This window comes from Streptomyces sp. NPDC001617 (assembly GCF_053596855.1).
Genome location: NZ_JBSFHA010000043.1, coordinates 1 through 13819 on the forward strand (window position 1 = coordinate 1; position 13819 = coordinate 13819).

Consider the following 13819-nt stretch of genomic DNA (forward strand, 5'->3'; position numbering starts at 1 on the left):
CCATCACCGCGCACCCTCCAAAGACACAGCACCGCCCGACCGAGGACGGACACCCCCCGCCCCGGCCCCGACCCACAACACACCGCAGGCGCTACACCAGCCCCCACCCACCCCGCACAGGCGCCGCAGGCATCCCCGCCCCCGCGATGCTTCAATTCCAACGTGACTGACTACGACGTGCTCCGCGTCTTCTGTGCCCCGAACAGCGGCTACGGCAACGAACTCGGTGTCGTCCGCGAGGGCTCGGTGATGCCCGATCCGACGGAGCGCCAGGCCTTCGCCGCGAAGCTCGGCTTCAGTGAGACCGTGTTCGTCGACGACCCCGAGCGTGGCGTCATCGACATCTACACCCCGACCCTGCGCCTGCCCTTCGCCGGTCATCCGTGTGTCGGTGCGGCCTGGCTGCTGGACGTGGAGGAGCTGGTGACACCCGCCGGTGCGGTCGGGGCCCGCCAGGACGGGGAGTTCAGCTGGATCGAGGCGCGGGCGGAGTGGGCCCCGCCGCGCACGTTCCGCCAGTACGCCACGGCCGCCGAGGTCGATGCCCTGCCCGTGCCGCCGAAGGGTGAGTGGATCTACGCCTGGGCGTGGGAGGACGAGCCCGCCGGCCGCATCCGCGCCCGCGGCTTCCCCGGCCGGGACGACGGCATCGACGAGGACGAGGCCACGGGCGCGGCGGCCCTGCTGCTCACCGAACAACTCGGCCGCGCGCTCAACATCACGCAGGGCGCCGGGTCGCAGATAATCACCGCTCCGCAGCCGTACGGCTGGGTGGAGATCGGTGGACGGGTCTTCCTGGAGCGCCAGCCGGAGCGCTAGGCGCGCGACACCGGTCTCCAACGCCTCGTAGACGAACCAGAGTTGCGCGGTGCAGCGCAAAAGCGTCCACACCCCTGGAAGATCGCTACGGCAGCGTCAGGATGTCGGCCCCCGTCTCCGTCACCACCAGCGTGTGCTCGAACTGCGCCGTCCGCTTCCGGTCCTTCGTGACGACCGTCCAGCCGTCGTCCCACATGTCGTACTCGTGGGTGCCCAGGGTCAGCATCGGCTCGATCGTGAACGTCATCCCCGGCTGCATGACCGTCGTCGCGTGCGGGCTGTCGTAGTGGGGGATGATCAGACCCGAGTGGAAGGACGAGTTGATGCCGTGGCCCGTGAAGTCGCGGACCACTCCGTAGCCGAAGCGCTTGGCGTACGACTCGATGACCCGGCCGATGATGTTGATCTGGCGGCCCGGTTTCACCGCCTTGATCGCGCGCGCCAACGACTCGCGGGTGCGCTCGACCAGCAGCCGCGACTCCTCGTCCACGTCCCCCACCAGGTACGTCGCGTTGTTGTCGCCGTGCACCCCGCCGATGTACGCCGTCACGTCGAGGTTGATGATGTCGCCGTCCCGGAGCGTCGTGGAGTCCGGAATCCCGTGGCAGATCACCTCGTTGAGGCTGGTGCACAGGGACTTGGGGAAGCCGCGGTAGCCGAGCGTGGAGGGGTAGGCGCCGTGGTCGCACATGTACTCGTGTGCCACCTTGTCCAGTTCGTCAGTGGTGACCCCGGGCGCGATCAGCTTCGCGGCCTCCGCCATCGCCTGCGCGGCGATCCGGCCGGCGAGGCGCATCGCCTCGATCGTCTCGGGCGTCTGCACCTCCGGTCCGGTGTACGGCGTCGGCGCGGGCCTGCCGACGTACTCGGGGCGGCGGATGTTTCCGGGGACGGAGCGGGTGGGGGAGAGCTCCCCTGGTACGAGCAGCGACTGGCCAGACATGCCAGCGAGTCTAACGAGCCGGGGTGGGGGAACATGTCGTAGGCGAGAGGAGCAGGTCATGGCCTTGTTCAAGAAGCGCACGGTCGGCAAGCCGGGCGAGTGGTACTACTGCCTGGAGCACAAGAAGGTCGAGGAGGGGCCGGACTGTCCGGGCAAGGACCGCTTCGGGCCGTATGCCTCCCGGCAGGAGGCCCAGCACGCGATGGAGACCGCCCGCGAGCGCAACCTCCAGTGGGAGAACGACCCGAAGTGGCATGACGCGCCCGCCGGGACCGCCGACGACGACTGAGGCGATCAGGCCTGTGCCTGAGCCGGTGCGGCTGCCGTCCGCTGGGCGTGCAGCCGCACCGCGTGCTCGTTCGTGCGGACGTCGTACGTCATCAGCTTCGGCAGGCAGAGCGCCAGGAGGCCGACCGCACCCGCGCAGAGCAGGCCGCCCGACCAGACCGACGCCCGTACGCCCCACCAGGCCGCGAAACCGCCTGAGCGGACCTGGCCGACCGTCGGGCCCACCGAGTACGACAGCAACTCGATCCCGGCGAGCCGGCCGCGCAGTTCGTCGGGGATGGTCTGGTTCCACATGGAGCCCCGGAAGATCCCGCTGACCATGTCGCAGCCGCCGGCCAGGGTGAGGAACAGCAGCACCAGCCATACGTTGCCGACGATGCCGGCACCCGCGATCGCCAGGCCCCACAGCGCGGCCGAGACGACGACCATCCGTCCGTGCCGGTGCACCCGTGAGGTCCAGCCGCTGGTCAGGCTCACCAGCATCGAGCCGAGGGGGACGGTCGCGTACATCAGGCCCAGGGACCAGTTGGCGTGCAGTTCGTCCGCCAGGAAGGGGAGGACGGCGAGGGGCATCGCCAGGAACATCGCCGCCAGGTCCACCGCGTAGGTGCCGAGGAGCTCCTTGCGGCTCCAGGCGTAACGGGCGCCCTCGGCGATGGCCCTGAGCGACGGCTTCGCGGCCTCGTGGGAGGCGGGGGACGCGGCGATGCGGACCATCAGGGCCACGGAGACGGCGAAGGTCAGCAGGTCCGCGCCGTAGGCCCAGCCGAGGCCCGCGTACGCCACGACCACACCCGCCAGCGCGGGACCCGCCACGCCGCCGACGGTCCAGCGCAGGGAGTTCAGGGCGGCCGCGGCGGGCATGTGCTCGTGGGCGACGATGCGGGGCCAGAGGGAGTCGATCGCGGGGCGCTGGACCGAGACCAGGGCGGAGGAGAGGGCGGCGACCACGTAGAGCGGCCAGACGGCGGGGTGGGGGAGGAGGGCGTTGAGGAGGAGTGCGGCCGACAGCAGGCCCTGTCCGGCCTCCGTCCACACGATCAGCTTCCGCTTGTCGAGCGCGTCGGCCAGTGCGCCGCCGTACAGGCCGAAGACCAGAAGTGGCAGCAGCTCCACGGCTCCGATCGCGCCGACCGCCGCCGCCGATCCGGTGAGTTCCTTCAGCTGCACGGGCAACGCCACGAACGTCAGGAAGCTCCCGAAGTTCGAGACCGTCCCGGAGATCCACAGACGCCGGAAGTCGAGGGAGGCGTGCCAGGGCGTGAGGTCGGGGAGGAGGGCGCGCAGGCGGGAGGGGCTGCCTTCGGCGGGCGCGCGGTCGGGGGCGTCTTCGGTCACGACCGGTCATGGTGGGCGGGGAACCTGCGGCGGGCAACCCGTTTTCGGCCGGTACCGGAGGTGGTGCGTCACCAAGCGGAGGGCGGGGGAGCCGTCAGGAGTTCCGCCAGTCTCGAGAGGCGGTCCCGGACTCGCCGGCTTCCCCTTGCGACCGGTACCGCGTTCTCGCCGGCCGCCGCGCTGACCAGGTGCTGCACCGTGTCCAGGTCCAGCTCCGAGCCGTCCGGCACCGGCAGCGACTCATGGGCCATGGACGTGAGGTCGCCCTCGCCGGGGCCGAGGGCGAGGACCGTCGCTCCGGCCCGGCGCGCGTCGTGCACGCGCTCCAGCAGGGGCGCCGCCGGTCCTCCCCCACTCTCGAATCCGCTCGAGCGGGGGGACCCGCAGGGCGACACCACCAGCAGCGTCTCGCCCCGCCGCGCCGCCGCCAACCTGCCCAGCCCGACGGCCAGATGGGCCGGATCGGAGGGGTGCGCGTCATGTCGTACGAGAGTCGGGGCCAGCTCGGGCGTGCCCGACCACGCGGCCTCGTCCACGAGATGGGCCGCGAGATGCCAGGGCTCGTACTCCGGCGTGCCCACCAGCAGCAGCCCGCCCCCGTGCGACACCACCGAACCGCGCAGCGCCCCCGCGAATCTCCGGGTGGCCCCCAACCACTCGGTCCCGGCGAGCACTTCGCGCAGCAGCGCGACCCGTACGGCGTCCATGGGTTCGCATCCTGCACCAATCGGCCACTCGTGACCCGGAGTTCACCACGAATTCGCCCGACTTGGGCATCCAGGCGCCTTACTGGTGCCCCTTGGAGATCGATTGCGAGGAGAGCCGTCCATGGCAGACGTGACCGTCCCCTTCCGCGCGGGCCGGGAGGGATACGCGAGTTACCGGATCCCGGCGATCGTCGCCACCGCGAAAGGCACTCTTCTCGCCTTCTGCGAGGGGCGGGTGAAGTCCGCGAGCGATCACGGTCATATCGACATCGTGCTGAAGCGGTCGACGGACGGCGGTCACACCTGGGGCCCGCTCCAGGTCGCCGCGAGCAACGGCACCGGACTCGCCGGCAACCCCGCGCCCGTGGTCCTGAACAACGGCCGCGTCCTCCTCGTCCACGTCCGCGCGGCCGCCTCCGCCGCCGAGGACCTCATCCGGCAGGGCAAGGTGAAGGACGCCGACGGGCGCCGGGTGTGGGTGCAGCACAGCGACGACGAAGGCCTCACCTGGTCGAGCCCGGTCGAGATCACCAAGTCCGTGAAGAACGCCGGGTGGCGGTGGTACGCCACCGGTCCCGGCCACGCCCTCCAACTCGGCGACGGCCGCGTCGTCGTCCCCGCCAACCACAGCCTCGCCCCCACCGGCACCGACCTCGGCACCGAGGCCCAGTACAACGGCGGCCACTGCCTGCTCAGCGACGACCTCGGCGAGACCTGGTCCATCGGCTACGTCGACGACAACACCGACGGCTACATCAACGCCAACGAGACCACCGCCGCCGAACTCCCCGACGGCAGCCTCTACTTCAACACCCGCAACGACTCCCCGTCCCCCGGCAGCCGCGCCGACGCCCATTCCGAGGACGGCGGCAAGACCCTGCGTACGCCCTTCCGCCCGCAGGCCGGCCTCGAGGGTCCGGTGTGCGAGGGCAGCCTGCTCCAGCTCCGCGACCCGGACGTGCTCCTCTTCTCCGGGCCCGCCTACCCCGACGCCCGCGCCCTGATGACCGTCCGCGCCTCCACCAACGGCGGCACCACCTGGCGGCCCGTGTACACCATGGACGGTCTGCCGGCCGCCTACTCCGACCTGGTCCGGATCGACGCCTCGACCGTCGGGATCCTCTACGAGACCGGGGACTTCGGGGCGTACGAGCGGATCGTGCTGCGGCGGCTGCCCGTGACGCGGCTCACCTGACCCGCCGGGCCGATCGGGGCGGACGTAAAGTCGGCCCATGACCTCTACCGACAGTGCTGCACAGACCCCCGCGAAGGCTCCCGCCAAGGACCCGTGGGACCTCCCCGACGTCTCCGGGCTCATCGTGGGCGTCCTCGGCGGGACCGGCCCGCAGGGCAAGGGTCTGGCCTACCGGCTCGCCAGGGCCGGCCAGAAGGTGATCATCGGCTCGCGTGCGGCGGAGCGTGCGCAGGCCGCCGCCGACGAGCTGGGCCACGGCGTCGAGGGCGCCGACAACGCCGAGACCGCGCGCCGCAGCGACGTCGTGATCGTCGCCGTACCGTGGGACGGGCACGGCAAGACCCTCGAGGCCCTGCGCGAGGAACTGGCGGGCAAGCTGGTCGTGGACTGCGTCAACCCGCTCGGCTTCGACAAGAAGGGCGCGTACGCGATCAAGCCGGAGGAGGGCAGCGCGGCGGAGCAGGCGGCCGCCCTGTTGCCGGACTCGCGGGTGGCCGCGGCCTTCCACCACCTGTCGGCGGTGCTGTTGCAGGACCCCGGGATCGACGAGATCGACACCGATGTGATGGTGCTGGGGGAGGAGCGGGCCGACGTCGAGATCGTGCAGGCGCTGGCGGGGCGTATCCCCGGCATGCGCGGCATCTTCGCCGGGCGGCTGCGCAACGCCCACCAGGTGGAGTCGCTGGTCGCCAACCTGATCTCCGTCAACCGCCGCTACAAGGCACACGCCGGGCTCCGCGTCACGGACGTGTGAGCGGGTGGGGGACACTGGTCGGTACGAGCACGTCCCGCAGTGTCCCCCGAGTCCCCCGAGCCCCCCGAGTCCGCCGACAGGAGCCGAACGAAATGCCCCGCCTCGCCCTCTACGCCCTCGCCGTCTGCCTGCTCTCCGTGGCCGCCGCGGTCGTGTCCTTCGTGCAGGGCAGCTGGCTGGGGGTCGTCTGGGTGCTGCTGGCGAGCCTCTCGTCCAACATGTGCTGGTACTACGTGAAGCGGGGCCGGAGCGCCTACGCCCAGAAGCGGTAGAGGCTGAAGCCGGACGAGGTCTGCCAGTCCGTGACGTCGAGTCCGCGCAGGATCGCGTCGACCAGGTCGAAGAACACCCTGTTCACCGACGGCACCCACAGCAGCGCGAAAACGAACAGCAGCCCGAATTGCGCGAACGGCTCCACCTGCCGCTTGATCTTGTAGGACAGCCAGGGCTCGATCACGCCGTAGCCGTCCAGGCCCGGGACCGGCAGGAAGTTCAGGATCGCCGCCGTGACCTGGAGCAGCGCGAGGAAGGCGAGCGCGTACTGGAAGTCGGTCGGCACGCCGTCGAGGGCGTGCAGCCAGAACGGGGCGGTGCACACGGCGGCGAAGAGTACGTTCGTCAGCGGGCCCGCGGCCGAGATGAGGCTGTGCCGCCACCGCCCCTGAATGCGGTTGCGTTCGATGAAGACGGCCCCGCCCGGCAGTCCGATCCCGCCCATGATCACGAACAGCACCGGCAGCACGATGCTGAGCAGGGCGTGTGTATAGGCGAGAGGATTGAGGCTGAGGTAGCCCTTCGCGCCGATCGTGATGTCGCCGCTGTGGAGGGCGGTGCGGGCGTGCGCGTACTCGTGCAGGCAGAGCGACACGATCCACGCGGCCGTCACGAACAGGAACACGGCCACACCGGGCTGCTCGGCGAAGCCGGACCAGGTGGCCCAGCCGGTCACCGCCGTCACGGCCAGGATGCCGACGAAGACGGGACTGATCCGCCGGTCGCTGTGGCGGGTGGCAGCGGTGGTCATGGAACTCCCTGGACTGTGGATCGTCGTACCTGCATGTGGTGGGACTGCCCGACCGTACCGGGCGCACCGGGAAAACGTCTCGCGGTCTGCCCTGGGTTCCAGGGAAGGTGGGGGACATGGGGTTGTGGCAGGTGTACTACGAGGGCTGGCAGATGGAGTGCTGCGGGGAGCCGTTCGCGGTGGGGGAGGAGGTGCGCTGGCCGCTGCAGTTCCATGACGCGGACGACGTGCTGTCCGGCGGCTGGTCCGAGGAACTGTCCAGGCTCGCGGGCCCGGTCGAGGAGGTGCCGGACGGCGAGGGCGGCCCTCCGGTGCGGGTCCTGCGGGACGAGACGGGGCTGACGGCGGCCCTGTTCGGCGAGCAGGGCGCCGATGCGGGACCGGGCGACCGGATCCGCAGGGTCGGCATGCTCACGGTGGAACGACACAGCGGAGAGTGGCCGGAGGCGCGGGGGCGGGTGCGGGCGATCCGACTGGTGACGCAGGTGTACGAGGAGACAGAGCCGGGCTCGACGTCCTGGCGGCCGGCGTCGGGCCCGGGCACACGCCGTCTGCGGTCGATCGGCACCTGCCCGAAGCGTTTCCGGGACAGCACCCATGAGGCGGAGGGCCGCGAGGGGATGGAGGCGGGGGTGCTGGTGACGCTGGAGGTACCGACGCCGGGGGCAGCGGCGGAGGGCCGGGGGGAGTAGGGCGCCACCCCGCCGACCCGAACCCCGTGACCGGCCCCGACCCGACCGGAGACAATGGACCCCGTGCGCTATCGCATCCTCGGCACAGCTCAGGCACTTCGGCCCGACGGCACCCCCGTCCCGGTCGGCGGCGCGCGGCTGCGTGCTCTGCTGACCGTGCTCGCCCTGCGGGCCGGCCGGACCGTGCCCGTGAGCCTGCTCGTCGAAGAGGTCTGGGACGGCGCCCCGCCCGCCGACGCCCCGGGCGCGCTGCAGGCACTCGTCGGCCGGCTGCGCCGAGCCCTCGGCGCCGACGCGATCGCCTCGGTCGAGGGCGGCTACCGCCTGGCCGCGCCGCCCGACGACATCGACCTGCACCGTTTCGAACGGCTCACCGGCGAGGGCACCCGCGCCCTGGCCGACGGCGACCCCGCCAAGGCCGCCGTCGCCCTCGACGACGCCCTCGCCCTCTGGCAGGGTCCCGCTCTCGCCGATCTGCCCGACCGCACCGCCGAGGCGGCCCGTTGGGAGGCCCGCCGCCTGGATGCCCTCCGCACCCGCCACACCGCCGCCCTCGCCCTGGGCCACGCCGAACGGTCCCTCCCCGAACTGACCGCCCTCTGCGACACCCACCCCCTCGACGAACCCCTCCAGGCCCTGCGCCTGCGCGCCCTCCGCGCAGCCGGCCGCACGGCCGAGGCCCTGGCCGCCTTCGAGGACGTACGCCAGCTGCTGGCGGACCGCCTGGGCACGGACCCGGGTCCTGAACTACGTTCCCTGTACGGGGAGTTGCTACGACCGGAAAACCCACTCGCGCACGGACCCGGACGCGACGCGCCGACGGACGGCCACGGGGTCGCGCCCGGCGCGCCCGCGGGCGGTCAGGGGGTGGGTGCCGGCGCGCCGACGGGTGGTCACGGGGGAGGTGCCGGCGGGTCGTCGGCTGGTCATGGGCTCGGGCCCGGCGCGTCTGCGGGCGGTCAGGGGGTGGGTGCCGGCGGGGCGTCGGGTGGTCACGGGGGAGGTGCCGGAGGGTTGTCGGGTGGTCACGGGGGAGGTGCCGGCGGGTCGTCGGCTGGTCAGGGGCTCGGGCCCGGCGCGTCTGCGGGCGGTCAGGGGGTGGGTGCCGGCGGGTCGACGGGTGGCCATGGGGGAGGTGGCGGAGGGTTGTCGGCTGGTCATGGGGTCGCGCCGGGCGCGTCTGCGGGCGGTCAGGGGGTGGGTGTCGGAGGGTTGTCGGGTGGCCATGGGGGAGGTGCCGGCGGGTCGACGAGCGGCCATGGGGTCGGGCCCGGCGCACCCGCAGGCGGTCACCCGCGCGTCGACGCGCAGGACGGCGGGCCGGGGGAAGTGGGGCACGACGGCCGGTACATCGCGTGGAACCTCGCCGAGGGGCCGATCGGAACGCACGGCTCGGCCGTCCAGGGCGCACCGGGAGCGCAGCCCGATCCCGATCCCCATTCCCATCCCGACCCGGATCCCGATCCCGGTGTTCCGGCCCGGTCGGCCCCCGCTCCCGACCCGCACGCTCCGAACACCTCCGGGGTCGGCGGCCGGGCCCCGATCGCCCCCTCACCCACCACGTCCGCCGCCGCCCCCCAGGACCCGCCCTCCGCCCCGTCCCCCCAACCCCCCGGCAACCTCCGCGCCCGCCTCACCTCCTTCGTCGGACGGGAAGCCGACATCGAGGCCATCCGCGGTGACCTCGCCTCCGCCCGGCTCGTCACGCTGCTCGGGCCCGGTGGTGCCGGCAAGACGCGGCTGTCGCAGGAGGCCGCCGAGACCGTGCGGTACGCGGCGCGGGACGGGGTGTGGCTGGCCGAACTCGCTCCCGTCGACGACCCGGACGCCGTACCGGAGGCCGTGCTCACCGCCGTCGGCGCCCGCGAGACCGTGCTCTACGGCGCCGGGGCCGAGGCCATGCGGGCGGCCGGGGCCGAGCGGCACGACGACCCCGTCGAGCGGCTCGCCGAGCACTGCGGGCGACGGCGGATGCTGATCGTCCTGGACAACTGCGAGCATGTCGTCGACGCCGCCGCGCGGCTGGTCGAGGAACTCCTGGGGCGGTGTCCCGAGCTGACCGTGCTGGCGACCAGTCGTGAACCGCTGGGCGTGCCGGGGGAGTTGCTACGGCCGGTGGAGCCCCTTCCCGAGCCGGTCGCCCTGCGGCTGCTCGCCGACCGGGGCGCGGCGGCCAGGCCCGGATTCCGCACGCAGGAGGATCCCGACGCCTGCGCCGAGATCTGCCGGCGGCTGGACGGACTGCCCCTCGCGATCGAGCTCGCCGCGGCCCGGCTACGGATGTTGACGCCGCGTCAGATAGCCGACCGGCTCGACGACCGTTTCCGCCTCCTCACCTCCGGCAGCCGTACCGTCCTGCCCCGCCAGCAGACCCTGCGCGCGGTCGTCGACTGGTCCTGGGAGCTGCTGGACGAGGAGGAGCGGAACGTCCTGCGGCGGCTCTCCGTCTTCGCGGGCGGCTGCGACCTCGCCGCCGCCGAGGCCGTCTGCGGCCCCGTCGCCCTGGAGGCGCTCGGCTCACTGGTCGACAAGTCCCTTGTCGTGGCCGCCCCTTCGGGCGACGGCGGTATGCGCTACCGGCTCCTGGAGACCGTCGCCGAGTACGCCGGTGAGCGGCTCGCGGAGACCGGGCAGCGGGCCGGGACGCAGCGCGCCCATCTCACGTACTACCGCGAACTCGCCCGCACCACCGACCCGTTGCTCCGCGGCCCCGGCCAACTCGCCGCCATCGGACTGCTGGAGCGCGAGTACGAGAACCTGCGCACCGCCCTGCGGTTCGCGGTCGCCGAGCGCGACGAGCAGGAGGGCATCTGCCTGATCCTGTCGCTGGCCTGGTACTGGCAGATGCGTGACGCGCGTATCGAGGCCCGCAACTGGTGCGCCGAGGTCATGGCCCTCGGCCCGGACCCCTTCACCGCCCCCGTCCGCCGGGCCCAACCGGTCCCGCGGCGCTGCACCGACACCTCGCCCCCCTGGTCGGGTGAGCTCCTCGCCGAGGCCCGGCGCGGCGTCCATCTCGCCCATCTCGCCTGTATGGACACCGAGTTGGAGGCCTGGGAGTCCCCGCAGGCGAAGGAGAAGCTGCGCCTGATCACCGAGGTCTACGAGCCCGGCCTCCCGCAGACCTGCCGCACCCCCGGCATGCTCTGGTTCTACGCCGTGATGCTGACCGGCAGCGTGGAGCGGCTGCCCACGATCCTGGACGCCTCGGTCCATACCTGCCGGACCACTCCCGGGATGGAATGGGAGCTCGCCGCCACCCTCCAGATGCGCGCCAACCTCCTGGCCAACCGCAGCGACTGGGCGGGCGACGCGCGGCGCGACGCCGACGAGTCGCTGGAGATCTATCGCCGGATCGGGGACCTGTGGGGCACCGCCGAGGCGCTGTCCGCCCGCGGGGAGGCCCATGAGCGGGGCGGGGAGTACCAGTTGGCCGCCGCCGACTACGAGGCGGCGATCGAAGAGGCCGAACGGCTCGGCGCCCGCGCCCAGGTGACCGTCCTCAGAGCCCGGCTCGGCAGTGCGCTGATGGAGGCGGGCGAGGGCGAGCGGGGCGAGCAGATCCTGCGCGAGGTGATCGTGACGGCGGGCGGCGCGCACAACGAGGCCATGCCCGCCGCCCGGATGTTCCTCGCGGGCCGTCTCGCCATGACCGGGCGGGTCGACGAGGCGCGCGAGCAACTGCGGTTGCTGCGCGAGGAGTTCAAGATCGCCTTCTTCGTCATCTTCGACGCGTTCATCCTCGGCTCCGAGGCCTGGGTGGAGGTGGCCGCCGGCAACTACGAACTCTCCCTGGAGAAGGTCCGCCAGGCCCTGGGCCGGGCCGCCGACTCCCTTGCCGACGCCATAGCCCCGCACATGCGCCCCCTCTACCTGGCCATGGCCGCGATCGGGCTCGCCGAGACCGACGACGGCCGCAGGGCCGAGGACGGCGCCCGGTGCATCGGGGCCGCGAGGGCCGCGCTCCCGCCCCGCCACACGGCGACGTCCATGGAGCGCGAGGTGTACGAGCGGGCCGAGCGGCACACCCGCGCCGTGCTCGGCGACGAGGCCTACGAGACCGCACACGCCGAGGGCGGCGGCCTCTCCCTCGTGGAGGCCGCCGCCCTGGTGTGAGGCGCGAACGCCGGTGACGGTCAGCTCTTGGTGCGGAACTTGTGGATCGCGTAGGGCGCCGCCACGGCCGTGATCGCCACGGACCAGCCCAGCGTCACCCACAGGTCGTGCGCGACCGGCCCGCCCACCATCAGCCCGCGGGCCGCGTCCGCCAGGGTGGACAGCGGGTTGTAGTCGGTGAAGGCCTGCAGCCAGCCCGGCATCGAGTTCGTCGGCGCGAAGATCGACGAGCCGAACTGCAGCGGGAACAGCACGAGGAAGCCCATCGCCTGCACGGACTGCGCGTTCTTCAGGACCACGCCCAGGGTGAGGAACACCCACATGATCGACGAGGCGAACACGGCGGACAGGCCCACGGCGGCGAACAGTCCGCCCCAGTGGTCGATGTCGAACCCGACCAGCACGGCGACGATCATCAGCACGGTCGTCGCGAACAGCATCCGCGCCAGCTCCACCGCGATCTTCGCGAACAGGACGGACCCGCGCCCGATCGGCAGGGACCGGAAGCGGTCCATGACACCGGAGTTGAAGTCCTGGCTGAACCCGGTGCCGACGCCCTGCGACAGCGACATGCTCATCATCGCGATCATGCCGGGGATGACGTACTGCACATACCCGTCCTGCCCGCCGCCCAGCGCCTGCCCGATCGAGCCGCCGAAGACGTACACGAACAGCAGCGTGAAGATGACGGGCATCAGCAGCGCGTCGAACATCGACTCCGGGTCCTGCTTGATCCACAGCAGGTTGCGGCGGATCAGGGCGCCGGTGTGGCGCAGGTGGCCGCGCAGCGGAATGCGCGCGTCGGTCGCGGTGGCGGTGGCGGCGCTCATACGGCGACCTCCTCGAGGGTGTCGGTGGGCACGGTGTCCTGCGGGGCACTGGCGCGGTGGCCGGTGAGGGACAGGAACACCTCGTCCAGGCTGGGGAGTTCGGTGGTGATGGAGCTGATGGTGATGCCACGCGCGGTCACCGCGCCGACCACGGCGGTCAGTTGCTCGTCACTGAGGATCGGCACCAGCACGGTCCCGCTCTCGGTGTCGACGGTGGTGGTCGCGAGCCCGGTGATGCCGAGCTCGTCGAGCGCGGTGGCGAGCGGCCGCAACTGCAGCGGATCGACGGGCCGTACACGCAGGGTCCGGCCCCCGACCTTGGCCTTCAGCTCGTCGATCGCGCCGCCGGCGATGACCTTCCCGTGGTCCACGACCGTCAGCTCGGAGGCGAGCTGCTCGGCCTCCTCCATGTACTGCGTGGTGAGCAGGACGGTCACGCCGCCCCCCACCATGGCCTTGACCTCGTCCCACACCTCGTTGCGGGTACGGGGGTCCAGGCCGGTGGTCGGCTCGTCGAGGAAGAGCACCTGGGGGCGCCCGATCATCGAGGCGGCGAGGTCCAGGCGGCGCCGCATACCGCCGGAGTAGGTGCTCGCGGGCCGCTTGGCGGCGTCGGTCAACGAGAACCGCTCCAACAGCTCGTCGGCACGGGCGCGGGCGTCCTTCCGGGGCAGGTCGAGCAGCCGCCCGATCATGTAGAGGTTCTCCCAGCCCGGGAGCTTCTCGTCGACGGAGGCGTACTGCCCGGTGAGTCCTATCACCCGGCGCAGCTGCCGCGGCTGCCGCAGGACGTCGTATCCGGCGACGGTGGCCTGGCCCGCGGTGGGGGCCAGCAGCGTGGACAGAATGCGTACGAGGGTGGTCTTGCCGGCCCCGTTCGGCCCGAGCACACCCATCACGGTGCCCTCGCGCACGTCCAGGTCGACGCCGTCCAGCGCCTTGGTCTCGCCGTAGTGCTTGACCATCCCCCGCACGGTGACGGCGTTCCCGCCGCCGCTGGAGTTCTTGTCGATTCGCTTCATGCCGAGAACGGTGCCAGGGCCCACCGACAAACGACCGACAGACGACCGACAGCGACATGTCGGTACCGACAGCACGCCTACACAAAGCAGC

General features: G+C 72.2%; 13 protein-coding genes. 7 read left to right on the top strand and 6 right to left on the bottom strand.

The genetic code is table 11. The annotated features are described in order from the left end of the window. Positions 1-162 precede the first annotated feature (162 nt). Positions 163-819 carry a PhzF family phenazine biosynthesis protein gene (locus ACWC09_RS28810; protein ID WP_450853800.1) on the top strand — a complete coding sequence of 219 codons (657 nt, stop codon included), beginning with the start codon at positions 163-165 and terminating at the stop codon, positions 817-819. Between the two features lie 85 nt (positions 820-904). On the opposite strand, the gene map is transcribed toward ACWC09_RS28810, so the two are convergent. Further along, a complete protein-coding gene (gene map / locus ACWC09_RS28815; protein ID WP_450853802.1) occupies positions 905-1762 on the bottom strand; it encodes a type I methionyl aminopeptidase in 858 nt (285 codons plus the stop codon). Positions 1763-1820: 58 nt separating this feature from the next. On the opposite strand from map, the gene ACWC09_RS28820 reads away from it, so the two are divergent. Then, complete coding sequence (locus ACWC09_RS28820; protein WP_450853804.1) at positions 1821-2051, top strand: hypothetical protein; 231 nt, start codon at positions 1821-1823, stop codon at positions 2049-2051. Positions 2052-2056: 5 nt separating this feature from the next. Here the strand turns inward: ACWC09_RS28820 and ACWC09_RS28825 are convergent, their stop codons facing one another. Both ACWC09_RS28825 and ACWC09_RS28830 read right to left on the bottom strand, forming a co-directional pair. Continuing rightward, a complete protein-coding gene (locus tag ACWC09_RS28825; protein WP_450853806.1) occupies positions 2057-3388 on the bottom strand; it encodes an MFS transporter in 1332 nt (443 codons plus the stop codon). A gap of 68 nt (positions 3389-3456) precedes the next feature. After that, a complete protein-coding gene (locus ACWC09_RS28830; protein ID WP_450853807.1) occupies positions 3457-4095 on the bottom strand; it encodes a hypothetical protein in 639 nt (212 codons plus the stop codon). Positions 4096-4216: 121 nt separating this feature from the next. Here ACWC09_RS28830 and ACWC09_RS28835 point away from each other — a divergent pair, with 121 nt between their 5' ends. The 3 genes from ACWC09_RS28835 (at position 4217) to ACWC09_RS28845 (ending at position 6316) form a co-directional block, all read left to right on the top strand. Further along, complete coding sequence (locus ACWC09_RS28835) at positions 4217-5290, top strand: sialidase family protein (protein ID WP_450853809.1); 1074 nt, start codon at positions 4217-4219, stop codon at positions 5288-5290. A gap of 37 nt (positions 5291-5327) precedes the next feature. After that, entirely contained in the window at positions 5328-6044 is a 717-nt protein-coding gene (gene npdG / locus ACWC09_RS28840) for an NADPH-dependent F420 reductase (protein WP_450853811.1), read from the top strand. A 92-nt stretch (positions 6045-6136) separates the two neighbouring features. Next, a complete protein-coding gene (locus ACWC09_RS28845; RefSeq protein WP_450853813.1) occupies positions 6137-6316 on the top strand; it encodes a hypothetical protein in 180 nt (59 codons plus the stop codon). Here the strand turns inward: ACWC09_RS28845 and ACWC09_RS28850 are convergent. Continuing rightward, on the bottom strand, positions 6298-7068 hold the full coding sequence (locus ACWC09_RS28850; RefSeq protein WP_450853815.1) for a site-2 protease family protein: 771 nt from the start codon (positions 7066-7068) through the stop codon (positions 6298-6300). The two genes, ACWC09_RS28845 and ACWC09_RS28850, sit on opposite strands and share 19 nt — an antisense overlap. 116 nt (positions 7069-7184) lie before the next feature. Between ACWC09_RS28850 and ACWC09_RS28855 the strand changes: the two genes are divergently transcribed. After that, positions 7185-7760 carry a DUF6578 domain-containing protein gene (locus ACWC09_RS28855; protein WP_450853817.1) on the top strand — a complete coding sequence of 192 codons (576 nt, stop codon included), beginning with the start codon at positions 7185-7187 and terminating at the stop codon, positions 7758-7760. Between the two features lie 54 nt (positions 7761-7814). Further along, positions 7815-11876 carry an AfsR/SARP family transcriptional regulator gene (locus ACWC09_RS28860; protein WP_450853819.1) on the top strand — a complete coding sequence of 1354 codons (4062 nt, stop codon included), beginning with the start codon at positions 7815-7817 and terminating at the stop codon, positions 11874-11876. Between the two features lie 20 nt (positions 11877-11896). Here the strand turns inward: ACWC09_RS28860 and ACWC09_RS28865 are convergent, their stop codons facing one another. Together ACWC09_RS28865 and ACWC09_RS28870 are read right to left on the bottom strand one after the other, a co-directional pair. Next, positions 11897-12706, bottom strand: a complete 810-nt coding sequence (locus ACWC09_RS28865) for an ABC transporter permease (protein WP_450853821.1) — start codon at positions 12704-12706, stop codon at positions 11897-11899. Beyond that, a complete protein-coding gene (locus ACWC09_RS28870; protein WP_450853823.1) occupies positions 12703-13728 on the bottom strand; it encodes an ATP-binding cassette domain-containing protein in 1026 nt (341 codons plus the stop codon). Before ACWC09_RS28870 ends, ACWC09_RS28865 begins: the two co-directional genes overlap by 4 nt. Positions 13729-13819 lie beyond the last annotated feature (91 nt).

Bases quoted from the DNA above. Each gene is read 5' to 3' on its own strand.
- ACWC09_RS28820 (WP_450853804.1), top strand. From the start codon at position 1,821: ATGGCCTTGTTCAAGAAGCGCACGGTCGGCAAGCCGGGCGAGTGGTAC.
- ACWC09_RS28870 (WP_450853823.1), bottom strand. From the start codon at position 13,728: ATGAAGCGAATCGACAAGAACTCCAGCGGCGGCGGGAACGCCGTCACC.
- ACWC09_RS28835 (WP_450853809.1), top strand. From the start codon at position 4,217: ATGGCAGACGTGACCGTCCCCTTCCGCGCGGGCCGGGAGGGATACGCG.
- ACWC09_RS28865 (WP_450853821.1), bottom strand. From the start codon at position 12,706: ATGAGCGCCGCCACCGCCACCGCGACCGACGCGCGCATTCCGCTGCGC.
- npdG (WP_450853811.1), top strand. From the start codon at position 5,328: ATGACCTCTACCGACAGTGCTGCACAGACCCCCGCGAAGGCTCCCGCC.
- ACWC09_RS28855 (WP_450853817.1), top strand. From the start codon at position 7,185: ATGGGGTTGTGGCAGGTGTACTACGAGGGCTGGCAGATGGAGTGCTGC.
- map (WP_450853802.1), bottom strand. From the start codon at position 1,762: ATGTCTGGCCAGTCGCTGCTCGTACCAGGGGAGCTCTCCCCCACCCGC.
- ACWC09_RS28850 (WP_450853815.1), bottom strand. From the start codon at position 7,068: ATGACCACCGCTGCCACCCGCCACAGCGACCGGCGGATCAGTCCCGTC.
- ACWC09_RS28830 (WP_450853807.1), bottom strand. From the start codon at position 4,095: ATGGACGCCGTACGGGTCGCGCTGCTGCGCGAAGTGCTCGCCGGGACC.
- ACWC09_RS28860 (WP_450853819.1), top strand. From the start codon at position 7,815: ATGGACCCCGTGCGCTATCGCATCCTCGGCACAGCTCAGGCACTTCGG.
- ACWC09_RS28845 (WP_450853813.1), top strand. From the start codon at position 6,137: ATGCCCCGCCTCGCCCTCTACGCCCTCGCCGTCTGCCTGCTCTCCGTG.